Source organism: Enterobacter sp. 940_PEND (genome assembly GCF_001059415.1).
Taxonomy (GTDB): Bacteria; Pseudomonadota; Gammaproteobacteria; order Enterobacterales; family Enterobacteriaceae; genus Enterobacter; species Enterobacter cloacae_M.
The window spans coordinates 18983-31464 of the sequence record NZ_JUMS01000119.1; the positions used below are offsets into that span (position 1 = coordinate 18983).

Here is a 12482-nt window from a genome sequence, read left to right on the forward strand (position 1 = left end):
CAGATGGAAATTATCCTTGGCGTGGTGATGTTCACGCTGATTGTACTGGTGCTGTCAGGGCTTATTCTGGCGGCGCGCGCGAAGCTGGTGAATTCCGGCGACGTGGTCATTGATATTAACGACGAGCCGCAGAATCAGATCCGCACGCCGGCGGGAGACAAGCTGCTCAACACGCTCTCCGGTAACGGCATTTTTGTCTCCTCAGCCTGCGGCGGCGGCGGTTCCTGCGGGCAGTGCCGCGTGACGGTAAAAGAGGGCGGTGGCGATATTCTGCCAACCGAGCTGGCGCATATCACAAAGCGTGAGGCAAAAGAGGGCTGTCGTCTGGCCTGCCAGGTCGCGGTGCGCCAGAACATGAAGATAGAGCTGCCGGAAGAGATCTTCGGCGTCAAAAAATGGGAGTGCGAGGTTATCTCTAATGATAACAAAGCCACCTTTATTAAAGAGCTGAAGCTGCGGGTGCCGGAAGGCGAGCATGTCCCGTTCCGCGCCGGAGGATACATTCAGATTGAGTGCCCGGAGCACGCTGTGGCCTATGCGGACTTTGACGTGCCGCATGAGTACCGCGCCGACTGGGACAAATTCAATCTCTTCCGCTTTGTATCTGAGGTGAAAGAGCCGACGCTGCGCGCCTACTCGATGGCCAACTACCCGGAAGAGAAGGGCATCATCATGCTCAACGTGCGTATCGCCACGCCGCCACCGAATGTGCCGGATGCACCGCCGGGCGTCATGTCGTCATACATCTGGTCCCTGAAGCCTGGCGATAAGGTGACGATCTCCGGCCCGTTCGGGGAGTTCTTCGCGAAAGATACCGACGCGGAAATGGTCTTTATCGGCGGCGGTGCCGGTATGGCCCCGATGCGCTCGCACATCTTTGACCAGCTCAAGCGGCTGGGTAGCCAGCGTAAGATCAGCTTCTGGTACGGGGCGCGCTCGCTGCGCGAGATGTTCTATGAAGATGAGTTTGAACAGCTGGCGCGTGAAAACCCGAACTTCACCTTCCATGTGGCGCTTTCCGATCCGCAGCCGGAAGATAACTGGACGGGCTATACGGGGTTCATCCACAATGTGCTGTATGAAAACTACCTCAAACAGCACCCGGCGCCTGAGGACTGCGAGTTCTATATGTGTGGTCCGCCGATGATGAACGCCGCCGTGATTAAGATGCTGAAAGATCTCGGTGTCGAAGATGAGAACATCTTGCTCGATGACTTTGGAGGCTGATGATGCTGACGTTTCTGGCAACCTTTGTGGTGTTTGTGCTTGTCATCTTCGGCATGTCGTTAGGCTGGATCGTTAAGCGGAAAAGCATTCAGGGCAGCTGCGGCGGTATTTCCTCTATTGGGATGGAAAAGGTTTGCGACTGCCCGGAACCGTGCGATGCGCGGAAGAAAAGGATGGTCCGCGAACAGCAGCGCATTATTTAATTTTTTTGTAAGCCGGGTAAGGCAAAGCCGCCACCCGGCGTTCTCACATCTGCTTCTCAACCCTCATTTGTTTACTGTATACTTATCCAGTGATGAGTGAGGGCTTACTATGCGCAAAATAATCCATGTCGATATGGACTGCTTTTTTGCCGCAGTGGAGATGCGTGACAACCCGGCGCTGCGGGATATTCCCATCGCCATTGGCGGCAGCCGCGTTCAGCGTGGTGTCATCAGCACCGCCAACTATCCTGCGCGCAAATTTGGCGTGCGCAGCGCGATGCCGACGGCGATGGCCTTAAAGCTCTGCCCTCATCTCACGCTTCTGCCCGGCCGGTTTGAAGCCTATAAAGAGGCTTCCCTTCATATTCGGGAAATCTTCTCCCGCTATACTTCTTTGATAGAGCCGCTGTCGCTGGACGAAGCCTATCTGGATGTGACCGACAGCGTGCACTGCCACGGCTCCGCCACGCTGATGGCGCAGGAGATCCGCCAGACGATTTTCAACGAGCTGAATCTGACGGCTTCGGCGGGCGTCGCGCCCGTTAAATTCCTTGCCAAAATTGCCTCCGATTTAAATAAGCCCAACGGTCAGTACGTCATCACGCCTGACGAGGTGCCGGCGTTTTTGAAAACGCTGCCGCTTGGCAAAATACCTGGGGTAGGAAAAGTCTCCGCCGCAAAGCTGGAAAGCATGGGGCTACGGACCTGCGAAGATGTGCAGCGAAGCGATCTCGCCATGCTGCTCAAGCGCTTTGGAAAGTTTGGCCGCGTGCTGTGGGAGCGCAGCCAGGGGATTGACGATCGCGATGTGAACAGCGAACGGCTACGAAAATCCGTCGGCGTTGAGCGCACCCTCAGTGAAGATATTCATGACTGGTCCGAATGCGAAACCATTATCACGGAACAGCTTTACCCGGAGCTGGAACGACGCTTAAGCAAGGTGAAGCCGGACCTGCTGATTGCCCGTCAGGGTATCAAATTAAAATTCAACGACTTCCAGCAGACCACGCAGGAACACGTCTGGCCGCGTCTGAATAAGGACGATCTCATTGCGACGGCGAAAAAGGCATGGGAAGAGCGCCGGGGCGGGCGAGGGGTGAGGCTGGTGGGATTACACGTCACGCTGCTGGATCCGCAGTTAGAGCGACAGCTGGTTCTGGGATTGTAAAAAAGCCCGGTGGCTCTACGCTTACCGGGCCTACGTTTTTCACCCTCTCCCTTTGGGAGAGGGCTGGAGTGAGGGTATTACTTAACTGGGATCGCTTTCAGCAGTTCAGTCAGCAGCGTCCAGTAGTGACCGACGCTTTCGATATGAACCTGCTCATCCGGCGAGTGCGGGCCGGTAATGGTTGGCCCGATGGACACCATGTCCATGTCCGGATACGGTTTCTTGAACAGGCCACATTCCAGACCGGCGTGGATCACCTGAATGTTCGGCGTGCTGTTGAACAGACGCTGATAGGTTTCACGCACCAGCGCCATCACCGGAGAACTTGCATCCGGCTGCCAGCCCGGGTAGCTGCCTTTTGCAGACGTTTTCGCGCCCGCCAGCGTGCCCAGAGATTCCAGCATGCTCACCACGTACTCTTTACCGCTGTCGATCAGAGAGCGGATCAGGCAGATGATTTCCGCGCTGTCGTTGCTCATGGTCACCACGCCCACGTTCAGTGAGGTTTCCACCACGCCTTTCGCCACGTCAGAGTTGCGGATCACGCCGTTTGGCGTCGCGTTCAGCAGCTGAACGAAAGTGTCACGAGACTGCGCGGTCAGCGCGGCTTTATCTGTAGATACAGATTCCAGCACCACGGTCAGGTTTTTCTCTTTCGCCGACAGTTCGTTTTTCAGGATATCCAGGTATACGCTGGAGAGTTTTTTCAGCTCGTCCGCTTTTGCCGCGGGAACCGCTACGGTGGCGAACGCTTCGCGCGGAATCGCGTTACGCAGGGTACCGCCGTTGAAGTCCACCAGACGCAAATCCAGCTCGGCCGCATGGCCTGCCAGGAAGCGCGCCAGCAGCTTGTTGGCGTTACCCAGACCCAGGTGAATATCACCGCCGGAGTGGCCGCCTTTCAGCCCTTTCAGCGTCAGCTTGAAGGTCTGGAAGCCCGCAGGAATCGCTTCGCGCGACAGCGACAGGGTAGAGATGAAATCAATCCCGCCCGCGCAGCCCATGTAGATCTCACCTTCTTCTTCAGAGTCGGTGTTGATCAGGATGTCCGCCTGCAGCCAGTTCGCCTGCAGACCGAACGCGCCGTCCATGCCAGCTTCTTCGGTCATGGTCAGCAGCACTTCCAGCGGACCGTGCTCAACGCTGTCGTCGGCCAGCACGGCCAGCGCAGAGGCCATACCGATGCCGTTATCCGCGCCCAGCGTGGTGCCGCGTGCTTTCACCCAGTCGCCGTCGATGTACGGTTGAATCGGGTCTTTGGTGAAGTCGTGAACGGTGTCGTTGTTCTTCTGTGGCACCATGTCCAGGTGCGCCTGCAGCACAACCGGTTTACGGTTTTCCATCCCTGCGGTAGCAGGTTTGCGGATCAGAATGTTGCCAACCTGGTCACGTTCAGCATGCAGACCTTTTTCCTTCGCCCAGCCCATAATATGTTCGGCAAGCTGTTCTTCATGGTAGGAAGGGTGTGGAATGGAGCAGATTTTCGCAAAAATATCCCACAGCGGCTGCGGAGATAATTGAGACAGTTCAGACACGATAAGTCTCCTTGTCGAGGCGCTGCAAACAGGGTTGCAGGTCACAGGGTTAGCAGGTTAATAGTTACCACAAGTCAGGCTTGCGAGATGAAACTGAGAATACCACTTTCTCTGCTGGCTGGTAGCATAAAGCATGTAAAAACTCAGGCAGAGGGCGCTAAACACTGGTTTTTAGTGCGTCAGATCTCTATAATCTCGCGCAACCTATTTCCCCCTCGAACACTTTTTAAGCCGTATAAAAACAGGCTGGGACACTTCACATGAGCGAAAAATACGTCGTCACCTGGGACATGTTGCAGATTCACGCACGCAAACTGGCTGCGCGTCTGATGCCTTCCGAACAGTGGAAAGGCATTATTGCCGTCAGCCGTGGCGGTCTGGTACCGGGGGCGCTGCTGGCACGTGAGCTGGGTATTCGTCATGTCGATACCGTTTGCATCTCCAGCTATGACCATGACAACCAGCGCGAGCTGACCGTGCTGAAACGTGCGGAAGGCGACGGCGAAGGTTTCATCGTTATTGATGACCTGGTAGATACCGGTGGTACTGCGGTTGCTATCCGCGAAATGTATCCGAAAGCACATTTCGTCACTATCTTCGCGAAGCCTGCTGGCCGCCCGCTGGTTGACGATTACGTGATTGATATCCCGCAGGACACCTGGATTGAACAGCCATGGGATATGGGCGTGGTCTTCGTACCGCCTATTTCAGGCCGTTAATACCAGTACGTAACTTTACACGCCCGACTATGTCGGGCGTTGTTCTTTTTGGCCTGCCACGCGTTACAATAGTCTTCATATGACGTATTCATGGAGGCAACGCAATGACGCAGGCGAATCTCACCGAGACTCTCTTCAAACCCCGTTTCAAACACCCTGAAACGTCGACGCTGGTGCGTCGCTTCAATCCGGGTACCCAGCCTGCCGTCCAGTCCGCGTTAGACGGTAAAAATGTGCCTCACTGGTATCGCATGATTAACCGCCTGATGTGGATCTGGCGCGGTATTGACCCCCGTGAAATCCTTGATGTGCAGGCACGTATCGTGATGAGTGAAGCCGAACGTACCGACAGCGAACTCTACGACACCGTGGTGGGCTACCGTGGCGGAAACTGGATCTACGAGTGGTCTAAACAGGCGATGCTCTGGCAGCAAAAAGCCAGCCAGGAAGAGGACGCCACGCGCAGCGGCAAGCACTGGCTGCATGCGGCCAATCTCTACGCAATTGCCGCGTATCCACATCTAAAAGGTGATGAGCTGGCGGAGCAGGCCCAGGCGCTGGCGAACCGTGCTTATGAAGAGGCGGCGCAGCGTTTGCCGGGCCAAATGCGCGAGCTTGAGTTCAGCATTCCAGGTGGCGCACCCGTCACCGGGTTCCTGCATATGCCGGAAGGCGACGGCCCGTTCCCGACCGTCCTCATGTGCGGCGGGCTGGATTCGCTGCAAATTGATTATTACAGCCTGTATGAGCGCTACTTCGCACCAAAAGGGATCGCGATGCTGACGCTTGATATGCCTTCAATTGGTTTTTCATCCAAATGGAAACTGACTCAGGATTCCAGCCTGCTGCACCAGCATGCGCTCAAAGCGCTGGAAAACATTCCGTGGGTTGACCACACCCGCGTGGCGGCATTCGGCTTCCGTTTCGGCGCGAACGTCGCGGTGCGTCTGGCTTACCTTGAATCTTCTCGTCTGAAAGCCGTCGCCTGCCTCGGCCCGGTCGTACACGCTCTGCTCAGCGATCCCGCACGCCAGGGGAGCGTACCTGAAATGTACCTTGATGTGCTGGCTAGCCGCCTTGGCATGCATGATGCATCAGACGAAGCGCTGCGCGTTGAGCTCAATCGCTACTCGTTAAAAACGCAGGGGCTGCTGGGACGTCGCTGCCCAACGCCGATGCTGTCTGGGTTCTGGAAAAACGACCCGTTCAGCCCGGAAGAAGAGTCGCGATTAATCACTTCGTCATCTGCGGATGGCAAATTGCTTGAGGTGCCGTTCAGCCCGGTCTATCAGAATTTCGACAAATCACTGAAAGAGATTACGCGCTGGATCGCTCAGAGATTGTGTTAATAGATTGCTAAATTTCACTGGTTTGGTAAAACAGTGGCTTCACAAAAGGAGATCGCAATGACGTTACCGAGTGGACACCCGAAAAGTAGACTGATTAAGAAGTTTATGGCTCTCGGCCCGTATATTCGAGAAGAGCAGTGTGAAGAGAATCGCTTTTTTTTCGACTGCCTGGCTGTATGCGTCAACGTGAAGCCTGCACCCGAAAAACGTGAATTCTGGGGCTGGTGGATGGAAATGGAAGCAGAGGAAAAACGCTTTACGTATAGCTACCAGTTTGGCCTGTTTAATAAAGACGGCAACTGGCAGGCGACCACGATTAAAGATCAGGAAGTGATTGACCGCCTGGAATATACGCTAAAAGAGTTTCACGATAAGGCACGCGCGCTGCTGGCTACCCTGGATCTCAAGTTCGAACCCGCGGATGACTTTTCCAGCGAAGCGGTGAAGCTGACTGCCTGATGGTGTCACAGCGCCGGGTGGCGGCTTCGCCTTACCCGGCCTACAAATTCTCCCTCTCCCTGTGGGAGAGAGGCGGGGTGAGGGCACCAGACCCCATTAATCCCCGACAAAAAAACCGGCATCAAGCCGGTTTTTTTATTTCACATCATCAGAACTGGTAGGTCATACCTACAGCAACGATGTCATCGCTGCTCACGGCCAGTTTATTTTTGTCGTCAATCTGGTTGATTTTATAATCAACAAACGCGGACATATTTTTGTTGAAGTAATAGGTCGCGCCAACGTCAATATATTTCACCAGATCTTCGTCGCCAATACCTTCAATATCTTTGCCTTTAGACTGGACATAGCCAAGGGACGGGCGCAGACCGAAGTCGAACTGATATTGTGCGACCACTTCAAAGTTCTGCGCTTTATTAGCAAACCCACCGGAAATTGGCGTCATATTGCGGGTTTCAGAATACATCGCAGCCAGATAAATATCGTTCGCATCATATTTCAGACCGGTTGCCCAGGCTTCTGCTTTCTGGCCCTGGCCACGTGCCAGCAGGTTCTGAGCATTGGTGCGGTCAGAGTTGGTGTAGGCGCCGCTGACGGCGAAATCGCTGCCACCGAAGTCATAGGTCAGAGAGGTACCAAAACCGTCGCCGTTCTGTTTCTTGGCGTCACGGTTTTCGTTTTTGCCCTGGTACTGCAGCGTCATGTCCAGACCGTCAACCGCGCCGAAGAAGTCGGTATTTCGGTAGGTCGCCAGGCCGGTAGCACGCTTGGTCATGAAGTTATCGGTTTGTGCGGAAGAGTCACCGCCGAATTCAGGGAACATATCGGTCCATGCTTCGACGTCATACAGGGCACCCAGGTTACGGCCGTAATCCAGTGAACCAAAGTTTTTCAGCTTAAGACCAGCAAACGCCAGACGCGTCTTCTGAGAGGAGTCGCTCTCAGCTTTGTTACCTGCAAATTCAGATTCCCAACGGCCATAGCCCGTCAGCTGATCGTTAATCTGCGTTTCGCCTTTAAAACCGAAACGAACGTAAGTCTGATCGCCATCTTTGGTGGCATCATCGCTGATGTAGTGCATGGCTTTCACTTTGCCGTACACGTCCAGCTTATTACCATTTTTATTATAAACTTCAGCTGCGTGAACGGATGCAGAAGCCACTACGCCCATAACCATTAATGCCAAAGTGCTCTTTTTCATTTTCGATCCTGTCTTATAAACGCGCTAAAAAATTCGCTGGACGATAAGCTCATGCCTAAGTCCCGTGAAAAAACAGGAAGGGTTTTATCGTTCTGGAATGAAACTTTTATGACAAACTAAGAATAATTTTAAAAAACTGTGATTTATTATTTCGGTAATAAAAGTGTCAAATTCCCCCGCTACGCTTCCTGATCCCGCGCAACAAAGTGTTTCGCGATGTGCTAAGGCAGTTGGCAACGGGGCTGACTCCTGCTAAAACGTTCGTTCGACATTACTTTCCCTTATCGTTGAACGGCAGAGAATCATGAGTGACAGCCAGACGCTGGTGGTAAAACTCGGTACCAGTGTTTTAACAGGCGGATCGCGCCGCCTAAATCGCGCCCACATTGTTGAGCTTGTACGTCAGTGCGCTCAGCTACATGCCGCAGGGCATCGTATTGTGATTGTGACCTCCGGGGCGATTGCCGCCGGGCGTGAACACCTGGGTTACCCCGAACTCCCCGCGACGATCGCTTCCAAGCAGCTGCTGGCCGCCGTGGGGCAAAGCCGACTCATTCAACTCTGGGAACAGTTGTTCTCCATCTATGGTATTCACGTCGGGCAGATGCTGCTGACGCGTGCGGATATGGAAGACAGAGAGCGCTTCCTGAACGCCCGCGATACCCTGCGCGCGCTGCTGGACAACAATATTGTTCCGGTCATCAACGAGAACGATGCCGTTGCTACCGCTGAAATCAAAGTGGGTGATAACGATAACCTCTCGGCGCTGGCCGCGATTCTGGCCGGTGCCGATAAATTACTGCTTCTGACCGATCAGCAGGGGCTGTTCACCGCCGACCCGCGCTCCAACCCGGAAGCCGAGCTGATTACCGACGTTCAAGGCATCGACGATGCGCTGCGCGCCATCGCCGGTGACAGCGTTTCAGGCCTCGGAACGGGCGGTATGGGGACCAAGCTGCAGGCCGCTGACGTCGCGTGCCGCGCCGGTATCGACACCATCATTGCAGCGGGCAGCCGCCCCGGCGTGATTGGCGACGTAATGGAAGGTATCTCCGTCGGCACCCGCTTCCACGCCCAGGAATCCCCGCTGGAAAACCGCAAGCGCTGGATATTTGGCGCGCCTCCTGCTGGCGAACTCGTCGTCGATGAAGGGGCAACCGCCGCGATTCTGGAACGAGGAAGTTCATTACTTCCTAAAGGAATTAAAAGCGTGACAGGCAACTTCTCCCGTGGTGAAGTGATCCGTATCCGTAACCTCGAAGGCCGCGACATCGCCCACGGCGTAAGCCGTTACAACAGCGACGCGCTGCGCCGCATCGCGGGTCACCACTCGCAGCAGATCGACGCCATTCTGGGCTATGAATATGGCCCGGTTGCCGTGCATCGCGATGACATGATTATTCGTTAAGGAGCCAGAACATGCTGGAACAAATGGGCGCAGCCGCGAAGGCCGCCTCTTACAAACTGGCGCTCCTTTCCAGCCGCGAGAAAAACCGCGTGCTGGAAAAAATTGCTGATTATCTGGAGTCCCAGTCCCAGGAGATTTTGCTCGCCAACGAGCAGGATTTACTGGAAGCGCGTCGTAACGGCTTGAGCGAAGCGATGCTCGACCGTCTGGCGCTGAATCCGGCACGCCTGAAAGGCATCGCCGACGATGTGCGTCAGGTCTGCAATCTGGCCGACCCGGTAGGGCAGGTGATCGACGGCGGGCTGCTCGACAGCGGTTTACGCCTGGAGCGCCGCCGCGTGCCGCTCGGCGTCATCGGCGTTATTTATGAAGCTCGTCCAAACGTGACGGTGGATGTCGCCTCTCTGTGCCTGAAAACCGGTAACGCCGCTATTCTGCGCGGTGGGAAAGAGACCTGGCGCACCAACGCCGCGACGGTGAAAGTCATTCAGCAGGCGCTGGAAGAGTGTGGCTTACCGGCGGGGGCCGTACAGGCGATCGAGAGCCCGGACCGCGCTCTGGTCAACGAAATGCTGCGCATGGACAAATACATCGACATGCTGATCCCACGCGGCGGCGCGGGCCTGCACAAGCTGTGCCGCGAGCAGTCGACGATTCCGGTGATCACCGGCGGTATCGGCGTGTGTCATATCGTTGTCGACGACACCGCTGAGATTGAACCGGCGCTGAAGATTATCGTGAATGCGAAAACCCAGCGTCCAAGCACCTGTAACACCGTAGAAACGCTGCTGGTGCATCAGGATATTGCGAACACCTTCCTGCCGGCTCTGAGCAAACAGATGGCAGAGAGCGGCGTGACGCTGCATGCTGACGCCAGCGCGCTCGCACTGCTTCAGGATGGCCCGGCTAACGTTGTTCCCGTAAAAGCGGAGCAGTACGACGATGAGTTTCTGTCACTGGATCTGAACGTGAAAATCGTTGCCGATCTCGACGACGCCATTGCGCACATCCGTGAACACGGCACGCAGCATTCTGACGCGATCCTGACGCGCACCCTGCGCAATGCCGATCGCTTCGTGAACGAAGTGGATTCTTCAGCGGTATATGTGAATGCCTCCACCCGCTTCACCGACGGCGGCCAGTTCGGCCTCGGCGCAGAGGTGGCGGTCAGCACGCAGAAACTGCACGCGCGCGGCCCGATGGGGCTGGAAGCGCTGACCACGTACAAGTGGATCGGCTTCGGTGACGATACGATTCGTGCGTAAATAATCACGGGTGATGCAAAAATAGCCGTTTGATTCAAAAGGGCATTGACGCATCACCCGGATAGATCTAACCTTTTGCCCCGTGGTTACGCTCGTAACCGGCCTCTCAGGGCCGATATAGCTCAGTTGGTAGAGCAGCGCATTCGTAATGCGAAGGTCGTAGGTTCGACTCCTATTATCGGCACTCACACAACAAAATCCTTTAAAAACAATGGATTGAGATAAATCTTGTATCTCAAGATACAATCTTTTTTAAGGGATTCTATGACCAACAGTTGCCGCTATAGTTAACAGTGGCTACTCAGGGACGTAAACACGTAGCGGTCTGTCGCTGTAAAGCCCTAACAGGTACAAAGCGTGCACAGTCAACACGAACCACAATCAATCCTAATCAGATGACGTAGCCAACGTCTCTAAACCATCCCGACAGGCATTTAAGGCGGATGTGCGGCCTTGTGGCTGCGTAAATCGGTAATGAGTGGTATACCGGCTCTGCCAGCACTTCTCTCACGCTCCTGACGGTACACGAGCACCCTGATAAGGCGTGAACTTTCTGGCAGTCTCATTCTTTTTTTACTTCAAAGGTAACAAAGAAGGGGATCATGTCCGTAGATATTCTTCTGCCTCGTTACCATGGGCAGATCCTGTAACCGATAGCCGGTCCGCGCTGCGTATGACCGACATGTCGGGTGGCCCGAACAGCATGGTGAACGTCGACGGCACCATACTGAGGATCAATCATGTGCGGACGTTTAGGCGGTGGGCTGTGGGGAAGCAGAAGGACGCAGTCAGGCTGGGAAGGGGATCGGTTTCTGGAACACCAGCAGGCGGATTTTACTCATGCCGGAAACGGTATCTCAGCCCGGCAAAATGGGCGCAGAAAGTTATTCGTTTTGGCCGCATGTCAGAATTTTTTCATCGCAAAGCTCTCCGGATGTAGTTATGAATGAGTGAGAGGGCCATTCCCTGTTAATTTTTACAGCAGAACTGGGAACGTCAAAGTCATCTTAATCCGGAAGCAAGGCATTTTTTATCTCACTGAATGCGAGTGGTTTGTTTTGTACCCGAGAATTTACATAAGTTAGGATTCATTGTGACCCCATGAATTGTGGCAATGAACCAATTTTTTCACTTGAAACGAATTAATATATGAAAAATAAAGCCATGTCCTTAATAATGATTAGTCAGCTTCTGCTATTGCTATGCTTTCATTAAATAAAGCCAAAAGATAAATTTTTATGCTGTTATTATATGACTAATAAAAAAGTGACAATACAGTATGGTTATAAATGGAAGTTTTAAAAAAATCATATTTCAATGAGTTGATTATTGGCAGGTTACTTGCTGATTATTGGCAGGTTACTCACTATAGATCCCAATTTGGACTCGATAATCATTTGAGTTTCTACGCCTTAAGGCTATGCTTAAAAGCATTATCTGATATCGTATAAAAGGTTCAACGGGAGATTTATGCAAACCGTGATTAACTTAAAAACGGAAAAACAGACGCTTATTGTCCTCCACTCGTTTGAGGATTTTAAAAAATGGTATTTGCGTTTTTTTGATTTGAGTATTTTTGCCGAAGGTGAAGTGAGTGCCCTTCTGAATGAGGGGAAACCTGAGCATTATCCCTGTATCCCCCTGATTCTTGATAAAAATATGAATCTTATATTTTTTGATGCAACGTCTGTAAACTGCTGGTGTGAACAGTTGAAGTCCATCACCTTAAAACATAAGCATTAAGTTGATAAATGCAAAACCTGTGCTATATATTATACCTACTGGCTTGTTTTGGTTGCAACTATGAAAAAAAATCAACCCGCACTGATACCCATTATCTTAAAGTGATAATGGATAAAATTGAACCATTTTTAAATTATGAGAATTATGGTGCAAATACAGGTAATGGTGCCAACTTACTGATTTAGTGTATGATGGTGTTTTTGAG

11 protein-coding genes and 1 tRNA gene are annotated in these 12482 nt (G+C 53.3%); 10 read left to right on the forward strand and 2 right to left on the reverse strand.

Annotated elements, in window-relative coordinates; translation table 11 throughout:
* Positions 1–3 precede the first annotated feature (3 nt).
* The 3 genes from nqrF to dinB all read left to right on the forward strand — a co-directional run bounded on the left by nqrF (position 4) and on the right by dinB (position 2598).
* Entirely contained in the window at positions 4–1227 is a 1224-nt protein-coding gene (gene nqrF, locus ADJ24_RS16905) for an NADH:ubiquinone reductase (Na(+)-transporting) subunit F (protein WP_023310501.1), read from the forward strand.
* On the forward strand, positions 1227–1430 hold the full coding sequence (gene nqrM, locus ADJ24_RS16910) for a (Na+)-NQR maturation NqrM (RefSeq protein ID WP_032668079.1): 204 nt from the start codon (positions 1227–1229) through the stop codon (positions 1428–1430). Before nqrF ends, nqrM begins: the two co-directional genes overlap by 1 nt.
* A gap of 109 nt (positions 1431–1539) precedes the next feature.
* Positions 1540–2598, forward strand: a complete 1059-nt coding sequence (gene dinB / locus ADJ24_RS16915; RefSeq protein ID WP_023310503.1) for a DNA polymerase IV — start codon at positions 1540–1542, stop codon at positions 2596–2598.
* Between the two features lie 77 nt (positions 2599–2675).
* Here the strand turns inward: dinB and pepD are convergent, their stop codons facing one another.
* Positions 2676–4133 (reverse strand): cytosol nonspecific dipeptidase, encoded by a 1458-nt coding sequence (gene pepD / locus ADJ24_RS16920; protein WP_023310504.1) that lies wholly within the window; start codon positions 4131–4133, stop codon positions 2676–2678.
* 260 nt (positions 4134–4393) lie between these two features.
* Between pepD and gpt the strand changes: the two genes are divergently transcribed.
* From gpt to crl, 3 genes are all read left to right on the forward strand, one after another.
* Complete coding sequence (gene gpt, locus ADJ24_RS16925) at positions 4394–4852, forward strand: xanthine phosphoribosyltransferase (RefSeq protein WP_010427903.1); 459 nt, start codon at positions 4394–4396, stop codon at positions 4850–4852.
* 104 nt (positions 4853–4956) lie between these two features.
* Entirely contained in the window at positions 4957–6201 is a 1245-nt protein-coding gene (gene frsA / locus ADJ24_RS16930) for an esterase FrsA (RefSeq protein ID WP_023310505.1), read from the forward strand.
* 57 nt (positions 6202–6258) lie between these two features.
* A complete protein-coding gene (crl, locus tag ADJ24_RS16935) occupies positions 6259–6660 on the forward strand; it encodes a sigma factor-binding protein Crl (protein ID WP_023310506.1) in 402 nt (133 codons plus the stop codon).
* A 148-nt stretch (positions 6661–6808) separates the two neighbouring features.
* On the opposite strand, the gene phoE is transcribed toward crl, so the two are convergent.
* Positions 6809–7861, reverse strand: a complete 1053-nt coding sequence (gene phoE / locus ADJ24_RS16940; RefSeq protein WP_023310507.1) for a phosphoporin PhoE — start codon at positions 7859–7861, stop codon at positions 6809–6811.
* A 304-nt stretch (positions 7862–8165) separates the two neighbouring features.
* On the opposite strand from phoE, the gene proB reads away from it, so the two are divergent.
* The 4 genes from proB (at position 8166) to ADJ24_RS16960 (ending at position 12277) form a co-directional block, all read left to right on the forward strand.
* Positions 8166–9269 carry a glutamate 5-kinase gene (proB, locus tag ADJ24_RS16945; RefSeq protein WP_023310508.1) on the forward strand — a complete coding sequence of 368 codons (1104 nt, stop codon included), beginning with the start codon at positions 8166–8168 and terminating at the stop codon, positions 9267–9269.
* A gap of 11 nt (positions 9270–9280) precedes the next feature.
* Positions 9281–10534, forward strand: coding sequence for a glutamate-5-semialdehyde dehydrogenase (proA, locus tag ADJ24_RS16950; RefSeq protein ID WP_023310509.1), 1254 nt, complete (start codon positions 9281–9283; stop codon positions 10532–10534).
* 111 nt (positions 10535–10645) lie between these two features.
* Positions 10646–10718: transfer RNA gene (locus tag ADJ24_RS16955), tRNA-Thr, on the forward strand.
* 1286 nt (positions 10719–12004) lie between these two features.
* A complete protein-coding gene (locus tag ADJ24_RS16960) occupies positions 12005–12277 on the forward strand; it encodes a hypothetical protein (protein ID WP_023310510.1) in 273 nt (90 codons plus the stop codon).
* Positions 12278–12482: the final 205 nt, after the last annotated feature.

Bases quoted from the DNA above. Each gene is read 5' to 3' on its own strand.
- nqrF (WP_023310501.1), top strand. From the start codon at position 4: ATGGAAATTATCCTTGGCGTGGTGATGTTCACGCTGATTGTACTGGTG.
- nqrM (WP_032668079.1), top strand. From the start codon at position 1,227: ATGATGCTGACGTTTCTGGCAACCTTTGTGGTGTTTGTGCTTGTCATC.
- dinB (WP_023310503.1), top strand. From the start codon at position 1,540: ATGCGCAAAATAATCCATGTCGATATGGACTGCTTTTTTGCCGCAGTG.
- gpt (WP_010427903.1), top strand. From the start codon at position 4,394: ATGAGCGAAAAATACGTCGTCACCTGGGACATGTTGCAGATTCACGCA.
- frsA (WP_023310505.1), top strand. From the start codon at position 4,957: ATGACGCAGGCGAATCTCACCGAGACTCTCTTCAAACCCCGTTTCAAA.
- crl (WP_023310506.1), top strand. From the start codon at position 6,259: ATGACGTTACCGAGTGGACACCCGAAAAGTAGACTGATTAAGAAGTTT.
- phoE (WP_023310507.1), bottom strand. From the start codon at position 7,861: ATGAAAAAGAGCACTTTGGCATTAATGGTTATGGGCGTAGTGGCTTCT.
- proB (WP_023310508.1), top strand. From the start codon at position 8,166: ATGAGTGACAGCCAGACGCTGGTGGTAAAACTCGGTACCAGTGTTTTA.
- proA (WP_023310509.1), top strand. From the start codon at position 9,281: ATGCTGGAACAAATGGGCGCAGCCGCGAAGGCCGCCTCTTACAAACTG.
- ADJ24_RS16960 (WP_023310510.1), top strand. From the start codon at position 12,005: ATGCAAACCGTGATTAACTTAAAAACGGAAAAACAGACGCTTATTGTC.